This is a genomic window from Gordonia sp. Swx-4, from assembly GCF_030316175.1.
GTDB lineage: Bacteria > Actinomycetota > Actinomycetes > Mycobacteriales > Mycobacteriaceae > Gordonia > Gordonia alkanivorans.
This window is the reverse complement of sequence record NZ_CP128197.1, coordinates 4,562,675-4,581,212: the sequence shown is the minus strand read 5'-3', so window position 1 is coordinate 4,581,212 and position 18,538 is coordinate 4,562,675. Positions and strand designations below refer to the sequence as shown.

Genomic DNA, 18,538 nt, shown 5'->3' with positions numbered 1-18,538 from the left:
GGGTTGAAGTGGCTGTTTATAAAGATCCGTCAGGGCGCGCGCCCTCAATAACAAATTTGACACTGCGTGGGATTGGGGTCCTCGTCGTAGTGGTGGTTGCGGCCTATTTTCTGGTGTCAAACGCAACCGGAAAATTTGAAGATAACAAGACAGTGACGATCACCACCGACGCGATTGGTGACGGGTTGAAGGGCGGATCGGAGGTGAAGTATCGGGGCCTCACGGTGGGCAAGGTGTCCTCGGTGTCGGTGCGCGACCAAAGCACGTCTGTGAAAATTGAGCTCACCGGAGCGAACGACGACATCCGGTTGCGTCAGGGCTTGGCGGTGAATTACACGTCCGCCAGCGCGCTGGGGCCGACGGCACTGGATATTGTCGACCCCGGGCAGGGAGCGCTCATCCGTGATGGCGGCAGTGTCTATGTGAGCAAGCAGCAGTCCGAACAAACGTCGGTCTCGACCCTGATTCGAAAACTTTCCAAGCTGGTCAATGCTCTCGATCAGCCGGCGTTCAATTCTGTGGTGAAGTTTGTCGTCGACGATTCCCAAACGTTTGCCGACGCCGGCAAACTCATGTTCCAGATCGCACAGCTCACTCGGGACGTTCAACAGCGGCCAGTGGGCCAGGATTTGGCGATCGCGGCAGACGTGTCCGAGGGTGTTGCCGACTTCATGAAGCCGTTCATTCCGGGCATCCTCATAAACGTCGACATCGCTGACTTCTTCGCCACCGACGAGGCCATCAAACAGACCAAGGGCAACCTCAACGACACCGGCGAGGTCCTGTTCGGCGCACTCGGAGGACTGTTGAACAAAAACTACCCGGCGTTGAGTTCACTACTGGACGTCGGCCTCGATCTGGCGAGGCCAGTCGCCAGATCGGCCTCGGGGCTCGCGCGGACCGTTTACACCATCCCGCAGATCCTGGACAGCATCGACAAGGCCACGCCGCAGGTCGGCGAGCGAGTACAACTTCAGGTCGCCCTGGTAGTGCAGACGTCACCTGCGCTGCAGAGCGCGCTTGCAGTAGGAGGACCGAGGTAGATGAAGCTCAAGTCGTTAACTCCCACCATCATCAAGATCGTCGCGTTCGCCGCAGTCATCGGCGTTCTCACCTACGTGATCATCGCCATCCTCCAACCCAGCTCGGATGGACCGAGTTCTGAACGATCAGCGGTCTTCTCCGATGCCTCCGGGCTCAAACCTCGCGACGGTGTGCGGCTGGCTGGAGTCAAGGTCGGTTATGTGACGGCGATCGACCTGAACGGGCCCACGGCGGTCGTTCATTTCCAACTGAACGACGACATCACGATCACATCGAAAACCACCGCCGCCGTGCGTTATCAGAATCTTCTCGGACAGCGATATGTCGAATTGATCGGTGCGGCACAGGGGAAGACACAGGGGGAACTCACACAGGTGGCGCTCGACAAGACCATTCCCTCATTTGATGTGTCCACCTTGTTCAACGGATTCAAGCCGGTGTTCGACACGCTTAATGCCGACGAGATCAATGAACTGCAGTCCAATTTATTGCGCGTTGCTCAAGGTGATGGAAGGGGCATATCGCCTGTTCTGAAGCAGATCGCCAACATCACCGCCTACGGGAACCAGCGGTCTGAGATCATCACGAATATTGTGACGAGTCTCGGCCAGGTCTCCGACCAGCTCGAAGGCCGCTCGGCGGAGATGGTCGAACTCGTCGACAAGCTGGGATCGATCGTCGACGCCTTCAGCCGCGTGAGTGACCGGCTGCGAGAGTCGCTACGCGAGGTCAACCGGTCCATGTCGAAGACGGTCCTCACCGGCGAGCAACTCGAGTCAACGTACGACCAGAGTTTCGCGGCGATCTATCAGCGTCTGGCGCGAGAACCCGGGGAGTTAGAGGGTCTACTCAACGGTGCGGTGCTGCTCAAGCCCCTTATGGACTCGCTCACCGCTGCGACGACCTCCACGCCGAGCGAGGCGCAATGTTCGAAAGGTCTCCTGCCCCTGCCGGATACAGCGCAGATTGCGCTTATGGGGCAACGATTGGTGGTGTGTAAGTGAGGTTGTTCAATCGAAATCGATCGCATCACCAGCCCGAACGCAGACGCGACCTCATCGTCGCCGGTGTGGTGGTGGTGACCGTGGTGGTCGGTCTGGTCATCGCCGGGGCCGTGTATATCGCACCGCCCGGTCAAAAGGTGTACTCGGCCCATCTGGTCAACACCGGCGGGCTGGAGTCGGGTGATCAGGTGCGTATAGCGGGGATAAGACAAGGGAGGGTGTCGTCGGTGGACCTCACGGGAACGGTTATCACAGTCAAATTTCGACTCGACGACTCGGTGTCAGTCCGTTCGGATGCTACCGCAGCGGTTCGCCTGATCACGCCGATCGGCGGGCGAGTTCTCGATCTGGACCCAGGGTCAGGACCGACCGCGCTGTCGGGGGCCATCCCCTTGTTCAGACATCGAGTACCTACGACATCTCCAACACGCTCGAGACGACGACGCCGGTGTTCCGTGATGTGAACGGCGTCGATCTCCGTCAAACTGCGGCGCTGCTGCAGAATGCGTTCTCCGACGGCAACACAGACATTCCCGACGCACTGAGGAACACCAGCAGTCTGATGGACCTCCTAGAGCGACAGTACGGTCAGCTCGACAAAACGGTCGCTCTATCGGATGAATACGTCAAAGCTTTCGCCGACCAAAAACAGGTGCTAGTCGACTTTCTCCGTCAACTCAGCTTCCTGGCCAGGACGCTGGGACCTGATATCCAGAACGTCCGCGACGGGTTCGACTATCTCAGGCGTCTGTTCAAACTCCTGACGAGGCCGCTCGTGGCGTACCGCGATGGCATCGAACCGTCCGTGCAACAGTTCAAGACGCTCCTGGACAAGGTGTCGACAGAGATGCCGGGCTACTCCAATGCCCTGACACAGATCGATCAGATCACTCAGCGCCTCGGCGTCCTCCTCCAGGCGCCGGTCGGTGCGCCGGCCACCACAGAACCAGAGGTTCGTGTGTGCATTCCGAGTGGTGACGACAAATGCTGACCACCTGGGTCCGAAGACTGCTGCTCCTGATCGCCGTGGTGGTGGTGGTCATCGCTGGTATCGGGATAGGCCGGACAGCGTCCGACGACACGCGCGCCCTGTGCGCAGAGTTCACCGATGCATCGGGCCTCTTCGAAGGCAACGCAGTCGCCATGCTCGGCAAGAAGGTGGGCAGCGTCGTCGGGGTGCACCAGAATAAAGGTCAGTCCGGTGTGAGGATCGACATGCGGGTCGACAAGAGCGTGCCGCTGTCTGCCGACGTCGGCGCGACTCTGGTGTCGACATCCATCGTGACCGAACGTCAGATCGAGTTCACCAAGCCGTACTCCGGTGGAGCCCGATACGAGACGAATCAGTGCATTCCGTTGAGTAAGACGAGAACCCCGCTGGGAATCAGTCAGACGCTCGACTCGATCAGCGACTTGTCCGAGGACCTGGTCAAGGACAACGGCAGAAACACCGACGCCGTCCTGCAGTCCCTCAAGCTCGTTTCCCGCAATCTGGAAGGGACCCAGGGTGACGTGGCCGGGATCATCAAGGACTCTGCCACGCTCATCAACGACCCGGCCAAGCGGGATGGACAGGTTCGCAGGATCGTCGGGAACCTCGCAACACTGACGGGGGTGGCAGCCGAGAACGACAAAGAGGTGACCGCCCTCTTCGACAACTTCGTGGGTGCCATCAATGTCATCGTCGCGTTCGGCCAGACGTTCGGCGCGGCAGTCGAGTACGCGGGGACGTTCGTACCGATCCTCTCGCGGCTCGCAACGGATTTCGGGCCCCCAATATTCGCGATCGGTGATGCTGCCGTTCCGCTCATCGCCGGCATGGGAGAGCAGCCGGACATGGTGGCAGCGGTCGCAGCCCGCACGGCAGACCTCATCATGAAACACCCCGATGCCAAGTCGATCGTGCAGGCGTTCGCAGTGTCGCTGCCTTTGCGAAGCCTCGTCAGTGGCTGCGCCGCGCCGGTGGCAAACGGCGTCTGCGGGCCCGGCGATGCATCAAGGACGATCGCCGGGATGATGGGGGGAGGGGCCTGATGATCTCAGTCAACCGGGCACGCCTCGGACCCATGGTGATCGCACTGATGGCAGCGATGGTGTTCGTGACGTCGTGTGGGATCAACGCTGACAATCCGCCGACCATAGGAACCTCTGATGGCAACGGCTACGACATCCAGATGGAGTTCACCAGCGCACTCAATCTGCCGGCCCTCGCAAAAGTCCTCTCAGAGGGGCTCAGCGTCGGAACCGTCGAGAATGTCACGTACGAGAACGGGCATGCGGTCGTCAAAGCTCGCATCGATAACAAGACTCAGCTGCCGGCCGAATCGCGAGCCGAGCTGCGTCAGGACACTCTCCTTGGTGAGATCTACGTTTCCATCCTTCCCCCAGCCGAGCCGTCGACGGGTGCCTTGCTGCGGTCGGGTTCGGTGATCCCGCTGGCACGGACCGAGCCGGCAGCGAATGTCGAGGACGTCATGCGTGGGATGGCGAATGTTCTCGGCGGCGGTGAACTCGACAAGATCCACACCGCGATCTCGACATTGAACACCTCGTTCCCCAAGGATCCGCAGGAATTCGACGCCCTGTATCGGACAACGCTGGAGACCGTTTCGGAGGTCTCCTCGAACACTGACAAGCTCGACGTGGTGTTGAGGTCGGCTGATCGGACTCTGAAGGTGATTTTGGCTGATCCGTCGGGAATCGACCGGATGCTGGCTAAGGGCGGAACCAACTTCTATGGCCTCGGCTACTCCCTGATCGACGTCGCGTTACTCATCGCCAACTTGCGTACATTTGCTACGGCCGCGGGCAGGATCGTGGATCCGGAGTACTCACGCATCAAGGAGTCGGTGGCCGCGATCGCCCCGGTGATCGCGTCGATCGCCAACTCCGACATTTACTCGAAGTCCGTCACGGAGCAGGCAACGCGCGTCATCCGCGACAAACTCATTCCATTCGTGGGGTCGCCTGACATCAACCTCTCGGACATCTCCATCGATGGTCGGGACCTGGCGCGGCGTGACGCCGAATCGTTCATTACCGTGTTGAAATCGATCGGAATGATGCCGTGAACCGCAGCAGCAGCACGCTCATATCGATGGTGGCTTTGGCCGTCGTGTTCGTCGCAGGGCTCGGCTACCTCGTCGTCGGCGTGGCACGCGTCAACCCCACCCGCTCCGAGTACTCGTTAACCGCCTTCATCGACAGCTCAGGCGGTCTACTGGACACGTCGCCGGTGATGGTGCGGGGATACCCGTCGGAAAGGTGGCCTCCATCAACGTCGTGGATTCGGCACTTAAGGTCGAGATGGCGATCGATTCCGATCACAAGATCCCCCAGGACAGCGTGATGTCGATCCTGAATCTGTCGATCGCGGGGGAACAGTACATCAACTTCGTGCCCGGGGGCACGGCCACCGGCGGGTACTTTGACAACGGAGACGTGGTGCCCGCTGAGGCGGTGCACGTGTCGCAATCGGTGCCCCAGGTGTTGCCGAAGATGGCTGCGGTGGCAGATGGGCTCGACCCGGCTTCGATCGAGTCCATCAACAAGACCGTCGCCGAGGCCGTCGCAGGACGGCAGGGAGACCTCGACATGATCGGCGACATGATGCACCGTCTAGTCGATTTCGTCGGCAAAGATGGGTCCGTCCGGGTGACCGCGGACAACGCCGAGTTCCTGCTCGGCCTCATGTCCAATGTCGGGGACGTCCTCAGTACGGCAGCTGTGCGTACCCCTGACGCCGTGAACGGATTGGCGCGAATTCAGCGGGCGTTCATCGAGTTCACAACCACCTCGTACGACAAGTGGCCTCCCGTGTTGAAGCTTGTGGACAAGCTCAGTGGCTATATCCAGATCCTGCAGCCTGATCTGGTGACGATCACCCGGGCGGTGAAACCGGCGACAGAGAAGGTCGCGGACACATACGTCGACTTCGGATCGATCGGCGACCTCCTCGCCCGAACCTTCCCGACGTCGCGACCAGGTCGCGCCGAGGTCCCCATCACCGTGTCGCAATCACCAAGATGACGGCTTGTCCGCAAGCGACTGTCACCAGCAAGTACACAGAAGGCCCCAGATGACAAATGACGAGCAGACCAGACCGCCTACTGAGGCCACTGAGGTCGAGGGCGGCGCGGCAGCAGCGACGACGGATGGCGATCTGCTGGTGGACGAAAACGCCAAAACCGCTTCCGTAGCCGCGACGGGGGTTGACGACAGCGACGTCGACCCCCCCTCGCCGAGTGGGCGTCGCTGGTCAGTATGGCCGCGATCACGTGCTGCCGTGGTCGTTTCGGCCGTGATCGTGGTGCTCGCTGTGCTGGTCGGCGTGTTCGCCTACCTCTACCTCGAGGCCGACGACGCGAAGTCGGTATTGGAAAACGACGCCGCGCAACGGGCTGCGGCGGCGGAGGCCGCCTCGGATTACACGACCAAGTCCCTGACCTACAGCTATCAGAACACCGACGCCTTTTTTGCGGCGGTCAAGGAGAACGCAGGTGAGGCGCTCGTCAAGCGTTACGACGAGGTTCGACCGACGCTGACGCAGATCATGCAGCAGGCCCAGGTGCAGGCGTCGGGACGCGTGCTGGCCACCAGCGTCACTGGTGAAACCGACGGCGAGTACACGGTGATGGTCTTCGCGAGCCAGAAGACGCAGAACGTGCAGAACCCGCAACCGAGTGAACTGCCGACGTTGTTGAAGGTGGTCGTGTCGAAAACGGCTGGGGGCTGGCAGATCCAGGACTATGGCCCAGCTGAATAAGACTGAGACTGCCTGCTCCGCAGAAGGAGTTCCCATGAAGAACACGATGCAGGACGGTCACCTTTGACGGTGACGTCGATTCTCCGCCACGTCGCGACCGAATGACGCCGTAAGACAAGGTGATCACCTACGGGCGGAAACGAACCGGCTCGAGCCGTACTGGTCCCTTGAGGGACGATGCGGGTCAACTGACCAATGCTCTTGGGTAGCACCGGTGTTGGCGACGATGACCGTGTCGCCACTTTGCTGTGGAACCTCTTGGAGGCGCGTACGCTGCAGTTCCGTTCAAGGTGCCGTCCTGCGCACCCTGAACGTTGCGGTTGTCTCAGTGTCCGACTTGAGCTCATCGGCGAACCACGCTGAGGACCGGCGGGCCATTGGCGTGTCCCCCGTGAACCGGTCCGGGTGGTTCTAGAGTCCTGATTGCCCCGTTGAGGGCGGAGAAGGGACGATGAGGATCATGGCGGGACGGAAGCGTCACTCGGCCGAGGACATCGTGCGCAAGTTGCGCCGAGCCGATGAACTGGCGGCGGAGGGCAAGAACGGCGAGGAGATCGCCGCCGACCTCGAGGTATCGGCGGCCACCTTGTACAACTGGCGCCGCCAGTACGGCGGCATGGACGCTGATGCTGCCAAAGAGCTCAAGGAGCTGCGCGAGCAGAACGGCCGGCTCAAGCGGCTGCTCGCCGACGCCGAGTTGGAGAAAGACGCGCTGCGGGAGATCGCCAAGGGAAAATTCTGAGCCCAACCGCCAAACGCGCCGCGATCGACATGCTCAAAGACGTGAAGAGCGTGTCAGAACGTATGGCGTGCAGGGTTGTTGGGCTCTCTCGGTCTGCCTACCGCCGTGTGCCGTTGGCGCAAACTCCGGCCGACCCGGACGCTGGCCTGCGTGCACAGCTACGCACCTACGCCCGCAAGCACCCTAGGCACGGGTTCCGGCGGGCGTGGGCACACCTGCGGTTCGACGACGGCATCGAGGTGAACAAGAAGAAGGTGCACCTGTTGACGACGCCTGAAAACTGACCCCCTGACGACGGGTGAATTTTGACCCCCCGTCTTGTTAGGAGGGTGATTTCAGTGGAGCAGTGGGCGGAGATCCGCCGTTTGCATCGCAGCGAGGGTGTGCCGATCAAGGAGATCGCGCGTCGGTTGGGGGTGGCGCGAAATACGGTCCGGGCGGCGTTGGCCTCAGATACGGCCCCGAGCTACTCGCGGCCGTCGAAGGGGTCGGCGGTGGATGCGTTCGAACCGCAGATCCGCGCGTTGTTGCGGGAGTATCCGACGATGCCGGCGACGGTGATCGCACAGCGGATTGGGTGGTCGAGGTGAATCACCCTAGGTTCTGTGCCGCCTCCAATGTGGGCTGGTCCTCGGGGCCGAGGCCAGAGTAGTGGAGCGTTTCGAACTCGGTCGGGGGTATCTGGCCGATACTCGAGTGCAGCCTGCTGTTGTTGTACCAGTCGACCCAACCGGCGGTCGCGAACTCGACGTCGGAGACGGTCTTGTACGGACCGGAGTGGAAGATCGTGGTCCGGATGCACTCTGTCTTGTACAAGCCGTTCACCGACTCGGCCAGCGCGTTATCGTAGGCGTCCCCGACCGTTCCGATCGACGCGGCGATGTCTTCCAGGCGCAGACGCTCAGTCAGTGTAACCGATGTGTACTGACTACCGGCATCCGAATGATGAATCAGCTCAGCAGCTTTCACCGGATGCCCTTCCCGATTCCGCTGCCACAGTGCCATCCGAAGCGGGACCGTCACCAGCTCCACTGTCTTCGATGTCGATGCGTGCCACGCCACGATTCGGCGCGAGAACACGTCGATGATGAACACCACGTACACCCACCCAGCCCATGTCCGGCAGTACGTGAAATCGGTCACCCAGACCCGGTTGGGTTCGGCGGCACTGAACTGTCGGTTCAGCAGGTCCTCCGCGCGTACACCATCAGCGGATCTGACGGTCGTGCGGACTCCCTTGGACCTTCGAATTCCATTGTGGCCTAACACTTTCATCGCTCGATCAACGGCGCCATAGGACACCCCAGGCAGGGTTGTCCGGTGCAGATGGGCGCGCATCTTCACCCGCCCGTAGAGGCCCTCCGGAGTCATCTTCCGCCGGCCGTCGTCATCGGTGCGCCAGACGACATTGCGCACCGCCTCGACGACGTGAGCGTCGGAGACGGTCCGTGCGGCAGGTGCCCGGGTTCGCCACGCCCGGTAGGTTCGTGCGGCAACCATGCAGCCCTGCTCCCGCAAGACCCGGCAGATCGACTCGACCGCAAAACCGTTGGCGCGCATCTGATCAATGAACGCCACGATCATCGGTTGCGGGGGTCGAGTTCCCCCGCGAAGAAAGTTGTCGCCGCTTTCAAAATGGCGACGTCTTCGCGTAACTGCTTGTTCTCCGCCTTGAGTCGCTTGATCTCGGCGGACTCCTTCGAGGTGGTCCCCGCGCGGGCGCCGGCATCGACCTGTGCCTGCACTGCCCACCGACGTACCGTCTCCCCGCCGACACCGACCTGCTTGGCGATCGCTTCGGCAGCGGCAGTCAACGACGTGTACTCGCCGCCGTGCACCTCCAGCAACCGCAAGGCCCTCGAACGGACCTCCGGATCGATTTTCTTAGGCATGAGCTCATCCTTCCTGACTCAGAAGGAAGCGGCATCAAACCAGGGGTGGTTCAAGGTCGTTGACGGTCCTCAAGGATCGGGTGCGGGTGATTCGCCCGGAGTTCCGCGGGGTGGATCCCGCTGATCGGGTGATCTATCAACCCGGCGGGTGCTCGCAATGGGATCTGTGGTTCCCCGACTACCGAATCCCGGTGGGCCACAACCAGTTGTCGATGTTGCCGGTGTTGGTGATGACGTTGGCGTTCTCCCGGTACCGCTCGGCGGTGATGATCCCCTCCCGCCAGGGCGGAGACATCCTCGCCGGGATGTGGTTGCTGCTGTCGCAGCTGGGTGCGGTGACCCGCAAGCTGGTGTGGGACCGCGAATCCGCGATCGGCGGCAAGGGCAAGCCCACGGCGCTGGCGGCAGGATTCGTGGGCAGTCTGGGCACTCGACTCGAGCTGGCACCACCGTGCGATCCCGAATACAAGGGCATGGTCGAACGCAACAACCGGTTCTTCGAGACCTCATTTCTGCCGGGCCGCCATTTCGCCTCGCCAGCCGACTTCACCGCCCAGTTCGATCGTTGGCTGGCCGATTACGCCAACACCCGGGTGGTGCGCTCGATTGGTGATCGACGCCCCTGTGACGTGCTCACCGAGGACCTGGCGCAGATGGCGACGCTGCCGCCGAGCGCACCACAAGTCGGGTTGAGCACTCGGGTGCGGCTGGGCCGCGACTACTACGTGCGCGTGGCCGGCAACGACTACTCGGTGCACCCCTCAGTGATCGGCCGGTTTGTCGACATCACCGCCGATCTACACCGGGTGCGGATCGCGTGCGGCGAGGTCACCGTCGCCGACCATGACCGCAGCTGGGCCAACCACGTCACCATCGCCGACGCACAGCACGTGCGGGCGGCTAAAGAATTGCGCCGCGACTACCGCAACCAACAGCTGCAGAACCGGGCCCGCAATGCCGCGCGCGTACGCACCCACCCCGACGGCCACGAGGTGCCCATCAGAGCGCTACCCGACTACGACGACCTGTTCGGGGTGCACTTCGCCACCCCGCCACCAGGCGGACTCACACCCACCGCATCCACTATCACTGAAGGATGAAACACCATGTCTGACAATTCGATCGGCAAACATATCGAGTTCGCCGCACGGGCGTTGAAGATGCCCACCATCCGCCGCTGCTGGGCCGAGCTGGCTGAGCGGGCACGCGCCGAGAACTGGACCCACGAGCAATGGGCCTGGTGCACGGATAGGTGACAGGGTTAGTCACGCGGCCTGAGGGGCCTCGTGGTTGATGATGGTCTCGAATTCAATGGGGGTCAATCTGCCGAGGCGGTCCTGTCGTCTGCGGCGGTGGTAGGTCCGTTCGATCCAGTGCACGATGGCGGCCCGGAGCTCGTCTCTGGTGGCCCAGGATCGACGGTCGAGGACGTTGTTCTGTAGCAGCGAGAAGAAGCTCTCCATCGCCGCGTTGTCACCACACGCACCGACCCTGCCCATCGACCCGAGCATGCCGTGCCGGGTGATGGCCTTCTGCATCTTCTTCGAACGAAATTGAGACCCTCTATCGCTGTGCAGAACGCAGCCGGCCACGTCCCCTCGCCTGGCGACAGCGCTGTTCAGGGCGGCCACGGCCAGGCGGGACTTCATTCTCGAGTCGATCGAGTACCCGACGATCCGGCCCGAGTAGACGTCCTTGATCGCGCACAGGTACAGCTTGCCCTCGGCCGTCCAGTGCTCGGTGATGTCGGTCAGCCACAGCTCGTTGGGGCCGGGCGCGGTGAAGTCTCTCTTGACGAGATCGTCGTGTACAGGCGGGCCGGCCTTGCGGTGCTTGCCGCGGCCTCTCTTGCTGATGGTGCTGGTCCAGCCGCCGGCGGAGCAGATCCGCCACGCCGTCCGCCGGCACATCTTCTCGCCTGCGGCTTCGGCCTCGTCGGCGAGGTAGCGGTAGCCGAACTCCGGGTCTTCGCGGTGGGCGTCGAACAGGGCGTTGGCCCGGTACGCCTCGGCGAGCCTCGGCGTCGGTGATCGGGTTCTTGCGCCACCGGTAGTAGGGCTGGCGAGCGATCTTGAGTACCCGACACGCCACCGTGACGGGGATGCCGTCAGCGGCCAGCTCACTCACGAGCGGGTACCACCTTTTCCCGGCAGATTCGCTTGGGACAGGTACGCCGCCGCCCGGCGTAAGACCTCGTTCTCCTGTTCAAGCAGGCGCACACGCCGCTTGGCCTCGCGCAGCTCACGCGATTCGGCCGACGTGGTGCCGGGCTTGATCCCGGCCTCCACGTCGGCCTTGCGGATCCACTTGTTCAGGGTCATCGGGTGGATACCGAAGTCGGCAGCGATCTGTTCGAGAGTCACACCGTCTTCACGGTTCTGGGCGACGCGGACAACGTCGTCGCGGAACTCCTGGGGATAGGGCTTGGGCACAGCTGGCATCCTTCCAGGCCGCCCGGCAGGGCAAGCCAGATCAGATGTCACCTACTCGTGCACCAGCCCCAAATTCAACCGTCGATAAAGGGTCAGTTTTCAGCCGCCGTTGACAGCACCGGCTGTGGAAGGAGGAGGGCCTGCAAGTCCGGCGGGCGCCGCGGCGTAAACGGGCCGGGCAATCCTCGGTGCCGATTGTCCATGGCCATGAGAAAGTCCCCACTGGTGGCCAGGTCGAGGTCCCCGCTGGTGGCCAGATAAAAGTCCCCACCCTGTGTTCGTCGTGTCGACCCGGAACTGAGGGCCCAGGCGATGACGGTGAAGGTGCCAACCGATCACCATCACCGCCTGGGAGTTCCATTGAAGTCTGCGAAGGACCGTATGGACATCATTTCTGCTTACCGAGAACTCGGAAGCTATCGCGCCGCAGCCGAGGTGTGCGGCACCACCCACAAGACCGTCAAACGTGTGGTCGACCGGTTCGAGGCCGACGATCAACCACCCGATCGCAAGGAACGGGCCCGCAACTACGACACCGTCGCCGAGCTGGTCGCCGAGAGAGTCGAGCGGTCACACGGCCGGATCACCGCCAAACGTCTGCTACCAGTAGCGCGAGCGGCGGGCTATGCAGGCTCGGCCCGCAACTTCCGTCGTCTCGTCGCCCAGGAGAAAACACAGTGGCGCCGTGATCACCATCGTGGGCGTCGCCCGGCAGTGTGGGCTCCGGGTGACTACCTGGTCATCGATTGGGCCGTGATCGGCGGCCTGCACATGTTCTGCGCGGTGTTGGCGTTCTCACGCTGGCGGTTCGTTCGGTTCGCCACCAATGAAACATCCACCACCACACTCGGATTCATCGCTGAAGCCTTTGAGGAGATCGGTGGAGTACCCAACAAGGTACTCGCTGATCGGATGGGCTGCCTCAAAGGTGGAGTCGTCGCCAACGTCGTCGTACCCACCCCCTCGTATGTGCGGTTTGCCACCCACTACGGGTTCGCCCCGGATTTCTGTCACGGCGCCGATCCGGAATCGAAAGGGATCGTGGAGAACCTCTGCGGGTACGCGCAGTCAGATCTGGCGCAACCGTTGTGGACCGAAGCCAAGATCGCCGCTGGTCGTGACGACGTGCAGCTGGATGTGCACGCAGCGAACCGGGCCGCGCGGGACTGGTGTGTCGAGGTCAACACCCGCCGCCACAGCGACACACTGTGCGTGCCTGCTGAGCAACTCGATGTGGAACGAGAAGTGCTGTCGACGTTGCCATCTCTGCGGGCCCAAGTCGGCCCACCGCCGGTCACCCGAAAGGTCGATCGCCTCTCATGTATCCGGTACGCCTCGGCCCGCTACTCGGTACCCAACCGGCTCATCGGCACCACCGTGACCCTCATCCAGGACGGTGAACGGCTCCTGATCGCCGAACCCGCCTCAGGCGAGGTGATCGCCGAACATCTGCTGGCCGCACCCGGAGAGGTCGTCCTCAACGATGACCACTACGGCGGGCCACGCACACCGCCCAGTCGTGCACCACGACCCAAAACCGCAGCAGAGAAGCAGTTCTGCGCTCTCGGTGAGGTTGCTGAGCAGTTCCTGGTCGGTGCCGCCGCGATCGGTAACACCCGCCTAAGCGGTGAACTCGACGACATCCTCGGGCTCGTCACCTCCCACGGCCACGAACAGGTGCTCACCGCCCTGACCAGGGCGGTGGCATTCCGACGGTTCAAGGCCGCCGATGTGCGTTCGATCCTCGATGCCGGAGCCGGCACCCCCAACCCGCGACCGGCCGGCACAGCACTGCTCGGGCACCTGCCTACCGCGCCCACCCGCTCGCTGGATGCCTACAAGCTCGGCGCCGGCGACAAGGAGGTGTCATGACCACCACAACATCGACATCAGTTGCACCAACAGTGCCGCCACTACCGGCCGACCTCGACCAAGCGCTACGCCGATTGAAGCTCGCCTCGATCCGCCGCACCGCACCCGAGGTACTGCTCACCGCGAAAACCCAGCGATGGACACCCGAAGAAGTGCTGCGGACCCTGGTCGAAGCCGAGATCGCCGCTCGTGATGCCTCCAACATCCGCAACCGACTCAAAGCTGCCGGGTTCCCGGTCACCAAAACCCTGGAATCGTTCGACGTGGCCGCATCCTCCATCCCGGCCAACACCTTCGAATACCTATCCTCACTGGAATGGGTTCGAGCCCAACACAATCTGGCCTTGATCGGCCCAGCCGGGACTGGCAAGAGTCACACCCTGATCGGGCTGGGGATCGCCGCAGTACACGCCGGACACAAAGTGCGGTACTTCACCGCCGCCGACCTCGTGGAGACCCTGTATCGCGGACTGGCCGACAACACCGTCGGCAAAACCATCGACACCCTGCTACGCCAAGATCTGCTCATCCTCGACGAGATCGGATTCGCACCACTCGACGACACCGGCACCCAACTACTGTTCCGGCTCGTCGCCGGCGCCTACGAACGCCGCTCTCTCGCGATCGCCAGCCACTGGCCCTTCGAACAATGGGGACGATTCCTGCCCGAACACACCACCGCCGCCAGCATCCTCGACCGGCTCCTACACCACGCCACCATCGTCATCACCGACGGCGACTCCTACCGCATGACACACCGAACGGAGGTACCACCCACCTAGAACATCCCGCACAGGGTGGGGACTTTTACCTGGCCACCAGCGGGGACATCAAACTGGCCGTTGACACCCGATCGTGGCAGCGGATGCACCGAAAGTGGTGTGGGCATTGGACTTTCAATTCGACTCGACCGTGGATGGCAAGAAGGTCAAGATCGCATCAATGGTCGATGAACACACCCGGATGTCGTTGCTCAACATCGTGGATCGCTCGATCACCGCCGACCGGTTGATCGAGGAACTGGAGAAGACATTCGCGATCTGGGGTGGCCCACCCATGGTGCTACGCATGGACAATGGCCCTGAGTTCATCTCAGAAGCCCTCCAGACGTTCTGTGCAGGGTCGGTAGGCATCTCCTACATTCCGCCCGGCACGCCGTGGAACAACGGGTTCATCGAGTCGTTCAACAACCGGTTGCGCGACGAGTGCCTGAACCGCAACTGCTGGCCCACCCTGCTCGAAGCCCGGGTGGTGATCGGCGACTTCAAAGACGACCACAACCACCGGCACCGCCATTCGGCGCTGGGCTACCAGACCCCGGCCGAGTACGCTGCCCGATGCACCCACCAGCACCACCCCGTGGGCTGCGAGATCGACTGACCGACAGCTAGAAGAAACCTGGCTCTAGAACTGCCTGGACCGGTTATCGGGGACCTGCCACCATCATCACTGATAGTTTCCTGGTGCCGTTGGTGGCAACCGGTCCCGCCGAGCATCGCACCCTGGATGTGGATCTTTCGTCGATTAGTCTGGTCGCCTGCGGTGGTGCGCCGGTGCGGCAAGTCGTTAATCGAGGGATTCGCCGACAGGTTCGTGCATGCAAATCCAAGCGTGGGGGATGACGGAAACCTCGCCGCTCGCCGCCGGTCAGTCGACCGTCACCCGGTGTCGCACCCGAAGCCCGCCCTCGGTGGAATCCGGCTCACCGGCCGGGCGGTGCACCCTCCCTGGCCACCAGCTCGCCTCGCCGAACAATGCTGCCAGCGCAGGGACGACAATCGTGCGGACGAGAAAGGTGTCCAGGAGTAACCCGATACCGATGATGAAGCCGATCTGCACCATCACGTCGATCGATCCCAGCATGAGTCCGAACATGCTCGCCGCGAAGATCAAACCGGCCGAGGTGATGACCGAGCCGGTGTATGCGACGGTGCGTAGAACTCCGAGCCGGATATTGGCCGTCGATTCCTCTCTGAGCCGGGAAACCAACAGCATGTTGTAGTCGGCCCCCACTGCAACCAGGACGATAAAGGACACCAGCGGGACGGGCCACGCTATTTCATTGCCGAAAATGTGTTGCAGAACTAGGACACCGATGCCCAGAGCGGCTGCGTAGTTGAGAACGACAGTGGCCAGTAGATAGATCGGTGCGACGATCGCCCTGAGTAAGAGCATTAGGATCAGGCCGACTATCAGGAGCGTTCCGAATCCGAGTAACTTGAAATCGTACGCCAGAAGTCGTTGGATGTCGGCGTTGATCGCCGGGAACCCGGCGACAGATGCGCGCGCACCCTGCAGCGTGGTGTTCGGCATGGCGTCCTCGGCCACCTTCGACAGACTGTTCGCCAACGTCATGGCATCCGCGGTATACGGATCGTAGGCGGTCTGCACTACAAAGCGAGCAGTCTTGCCATCCGGCGAGATGAACTGGCGCGCCACTTGGCTGAACTGTTGATCCTTGAACGCGTCGGCGGGTAGGTAGAACCCCGTTGCCGAGTCAGTGTTGCCGATGTCCCGGGCGGGCGCGCGTAGCTGGGCGGCCACTTGAGACAGGCCCGCCAGCAGCTGTACGTTGCTGTCCACCAATGCGCTCACACCGCCGGACAGCTGTCGGGCCCCGTCGGCGAGCGCTCGGACGCCCGTCTGGAGCTGTGACAACCGACTGCCGAGGTCCTGGCCGTTGATCGTCTGCAGAGCGGAGTCGAGGACGTTCAATGAGCTCTGCAACTGCGCGAGGTCCGCCGTTCCCGGGCCCTCGACTCCACCGAGCTGGGTAGCGAAGTCCGCGATACGACCGAGGGACTGGTTGTCGGCCAATGCGCGGATGTCCGAGGTCTGTGTCTGCAAGGCCGAACACTGCGGGATCTGGACGCACCAGGGAGCATCGAGTGCACTCAACGCCGGTGCGACGGCGTCGGCAGCCGACTGTGCTTGTCGTGCCACTCGAGACAGCTCGGGAGCTTGTTGGGAGAATTCATCAAGTGCGGGCGCCGCAGCAGCCAGCTGATCGACGAGCGGACGATACTGGCTGAGCTGCTCGCCGGCCGACGAGGCCTGCTCGAGCAACCCCGACAGCGGCGCGAGGTTGGTGGTGACCTGCTCGTTCAGCAGAGCAAGACCGTCGGCGAGTTGTGATGACCCGGTCTTTAGTAGGTCCAGGTCGCCCTTCCGTGACTGTGCGTCATCGGTCTGTTCGGTGATACCACTACCGATCTGGTCGTTCTGCCATGACAACTCAGCCTGCTCGAGCTTCTCGCCCGTCGGGCGGGTCACCCCGATGACGCGGGTGACGCCGGGCGTCTGCGCGACGCGCGACGCCATCTGTTCAAGATCGGCCAGTCCCTGGCCGGTGCGCATGTCTTTGTTCGACTCCACCAGAAGGAATTCGGAGATGATGGTGTCTTTGGGAAAGTGCCGGTTCAGCAGCGCGTATCCCTCGTTGCTTCCGGTGTCCGGCGGCTGACCTTCCCGATCGTCATAGGTGATTGTCATGGTGGTCGCGATGAGGCCGAGAGCGATCAGTGCCACCAGGCTCACCGCGAGCAGCGGGACCGGCCGCCGGATCACCCCCGTTCCCACCCGATGCCAGTACCGTCTGGTGAGGTCACGACGAGGTAGACCCGCGCCACGCTTTGCCGCGAACGACAGCACGGGGGGCAGCAAAGTGACGGTTGCCAGGAAGCCGAAGGCGATAGAGATCGCGCACGCCGGGCCGAGCGTGTTGAACACGCTGAGTTTGGCGAACGCCATCGCTAAGAAAGCAAAGGCAACTGTCGCTGCGGACGCGAGCACCACGCGACCGATCGTTGCGGTGGCGTTCGCAATGGCCACGTCAGGGGTATCGCCCGCCCGGATGCCCTCGTGATACCGGCTTATGAGGAATACGGAGTAGTCGACTCCGGCGCCGAAGATGATTACCGTCATGAACATCGAGGTGAATTGAGACACGGGCATGCCCAATTCGCCCAGACCCGAGAGCACCCCGCGGCCCACTGCCAGGCTCATGCCGACCACCAGCAGCGGCATGAGAGCGGTGAAGATCGATCGGTAGACGATCAGCAGGATCCCGGCGATCAACAGCACCGTGGCGAGCGTGATCACGACCAGATCGGTCTCACCCACCGCGAGCTGGTCGGTGAACGTGGCAGGTGGACCGGTCACCCGAACAATTGTGTCGGTACCACTGAAGATTTCGTTCGCGGTGTCACGGACCGCTTCCACGGCGTTGGCAGCGTCCGGTCCGCCCAACGTCCCGGTGACACCGATAGGCAGATACCACGCCTTCTTGTCTTTGCTCAGCGCCTGACTCTCCGTGAGCGGGTCGCCGAGCAGGTCGCGGACTGCGATGACGTGTTCCGTGTCCGCACGCAGTGCGGTCACCAATTCGTCATACCTGGCGCGGGTGGTGTCCGAGAAACCCCTGTCGTTCTCCATGGCGACGAAGACGGTGGTCTTGGCCCCCTTCTCATTGAACGCCTCACCCATCCGGTCGAGCGTCTGAAATGACGGTACGCCCGCGGGTATCGGGTCCACCGACTGCTGTCGGATCACGGACTCCAGCTGCGGGAATAGCACCGCTAAGCCGACCGCAACCACGACCCAGACCGACGCCACGAATCCCTTGCGCCGCAGCGTGAACCAGGCGACCTTTTCCAGTTGAGCGCTGTATTCACCGGTGCCGGCAGAACGCCTTGATGGACGGTTGTGAACGATCGACGACCTGGCCACGTACGAATTTCCTCTCGGACTCATTGGATTGGGGGAACGCCCCACAGGCGGCTCCGTGC

The 18,538-nt window shown here is 62.5% G+C and carries 15 protein-coding genes and 3 pseudogenes; 15 read left to right on the top strand and 3 right to left on the bottom strand.

Annotated features, from left to right (window positions below):
- Window positions 1–8 precede the first annotated feature (8 nt).
- From PWF70_RS20730 to PWF70_RS20680, 10 genes and pseudogenes are all read left to right on the top strand, one after another.
- Window positions 9–1,043 carry an MlaD family protein gene (locus tag PWF70_RS20730; RefSeq protein ID WP_040004233.1) on the top strand — a complete coding sequence of 345 codons (1,035 nt, stop codon included), beginning with the start codon at window positions 9–11 and terminating at the stop codon, window positions 1,041–1,043.
- Window positions 1,044–2,048, top strand: a complete 1,005-nt coding sequence (locus tag PWF70_RS20725) for an MlaD family protein (protein WP_006359630.1) — start codon at window positions 1,044–1,046, stop codon at window positions 2,046–2,048. It abuts the gene before it with no gap.
- Window positions 2,045–3,039 (top strand): annotated as a pseudogene (locus tag PWF70_RS24155) (MlaD family protein). Before PWF70_RS20725 ends, PWF70_RS24155 begins: the two are co-directional and overlap by 4 nt.
- Complete coding sequence (locus tag PWF70_RS20710; RefSeq protein WP_035756044.1) at window positions 3,033–4,082, top strand: MlaD family protein; 1,050 nt, start codon at window positions 3,033–3,035, stop codon at window positions 4,080–4,082. The pseudogene PWF70_RS24155 and the gene PWF70_RS20710 overlap by 7 nt, the downstream one beginning before the upstream one ends.
- Before the next feature lie 32 nt (window positions 4,083–4,114).
- Window positions 4,115–5,119: an MlaD family protein gene (locus PWF70_RS20705; protein WP_230461845.1), complete on the top strand. Its 1,005-nt coding sequence runs from the start codon at window positions 4,115–4,117 to the stop codon at window positions 5,117–5,119.
- A 211-nt stretch (window positions 5,120–5,330) separates the two neighbouring features.
- On the top strand, window positions 5,331–6,077 hold the full coding sequence (locus PWF70_RS20700) for an Mce/MlaD family protein (protein ID WP_286352766.1): 747 nt from the start codon (window positions 5,331–5,333) through the stop codon (window positions 6,075–6,077).
- Window positions 6,078–6,126: 49 nt separating this feature from the next.
- Window positions 6,127–6,813 carry a hypothetical protein gene (locus tag PWF70_RS20695; protein ID WP_231381059.1) on the top strand — a complete coding sequence of 229 codons (687 nt, stop codon included), beginning with the start codon at window positions 6,127–6,129 and terminating at the stop codon, window positions 6,811–6,813.
- Between the two features lie 460 nt (window positions 6,814–7,273).
- Complete coding sequence (locus PWF70_RS20690) at window positions 7,274–7,555, top strand: transposase (protein ID WP_004023647.1); 282 nt, start codon at window positions 7,274–7,276, stop codon at window positions 7,553–7,555.
- 113 nt (window positions 7,556–7,668) lie between these two features.
- Window positions 7,669–7,839, top strand: a complete 171-nt coding sequence (locus PWF70_RS20685) for an IS3 family transposase (protein ID WP_155225535.1) — start codon at window positions 7,669–7,671, stop codon at window positions 7,837–7,839.
- A gap of 45 nt (window positions 7,840–7,884) precedes the next feature.
- Window positions 7,885–8,142, top strand: a pseudogene (locus PWF70_RS20680) (helix-turn-helix domain-containing protein); the annotation flags it as partial.
- Between the two features lie 4 nt (window positions 8,143–8,146).
- Here the strand turns inward: PWF70_RS20680 and PWF70_RS20675 are convergent.
- Window positions 8,147–9,447, bottom strand: a protein-coding gene (locus PWF70_RS20675; RefSeq protein WP_155225059.1) for an IS3 family transposase whose coding sequence is annotated in 2 segments (ribosomal slippage) — window positions 8,147–9,174 and window positions 9,174–9,447 — 1,302 coding nt in all. Because the reading frame shifts where the segments join, the coding sequence is not laid out codon by codon here.
- A gap of 86 nt (window positions 9,448–9,533) precedes the next feature.
- Here PWF70_RS20675 and PWF70_RS20670 point away from each other — a divergent pair.
- Together PWF70_RS20670 and PWF70_RS20665 are read left to right on the top strand one after the other, a co-directional pair.
- Entirely contained in the window at window positions 9,534–10,547 is a 1,014-nt protein-coding gene (locus PWF70_RS20670) for a Mu transposase domain-containing protein (RefSeq protein WP_502876437.1), read from the top strand.
- 6 nt (window positions 10,548–10,553) lie between these two features.
- Window positions 10,554–10,703 (top strand): hypothetical protein, encoded by a 150-nt coding sequence (locus PWF70_RS20665; RefSeq protein WP_230461843.1) that lies wholly within the window; start codon window positions 10,554–10,556, stop codon window positions 10,701–10,703.
- A 9-nt stretch (window positions 10,704–10,712) separates the two neighbouring features.
- On the opposite strand, the pseudogene PWF70_RS20660 reads toward PWF70_RS20665, so the two are convergent.
- Window positions 10,713–11,879: pseudogene (locus PWF70_RS20660) on the bottom strand (IS3 family transposase).
- A 360-nt stretch (window positions 11,880–12,239) separates the two neighbouring features.
- On the opposite strand from PWF70_RS20660, the gene istA reads away from it, so the two are divergent.
- From istA to PWF70_RS20645, 3 genes are all read left to right on the top strand, one after another.
- Window positions 12,240–13,751: an IS21 family transposase gene (gene istA / locus PWF70_RS20655; RefSeq protein ID WP_075863973.1), complete on the top strand. Its 1,512-nt coding sequence runs from the start codon at window positions 12,240–12,242 to the stop codon at window positions 13,749–13,751.
- Window positions 13,748–14,533, top strand: a complete 786-nt coding sequence (gene istB, locus PWF70_RS20650) for an IS21-like element helper ATPase IstB (RefSeq protein ID WP_006361228.1) — start codon at window positions 13,748–13,750, stop codon at window positions 14,531–14,533. Before istA ends, istB begins: the two co-directional genes overlap by 4 nt.
- A gap of 73 nt (window positions 14,534–14,606) precedes the next feature.
- The gene (locus PWF70_RS20645; protein WP_196222016.1) at window positions 14,607–15,131 is read left to right on the top strand and encodes an integrase core domain-containing protein; all 525 of its coding nucleotides are present in this window, start codon (window positions 14,607–14,609) and stop codon (window positions 15,129–15,131) included.
- Between the two features lie 267 nt (window positions 15,132–15,398).
- Here PWF70_RS20645 and PWF70_RS20640 read toward each other — a convergent pair whose 3' ends face one another.
- Window positions 15,399–18,503, bottom strand: a complete 3,105-nt coding sequence (locus PWF70_RS20640) for an MMPL/RND family transporter (protein WP_502876449.1) — start codon at window positions 18,501–18,503, stop codon at window positions 15,399–15,401.
- Window positions 18,504–18,538 lie beyond the last annotated feature (35 nt).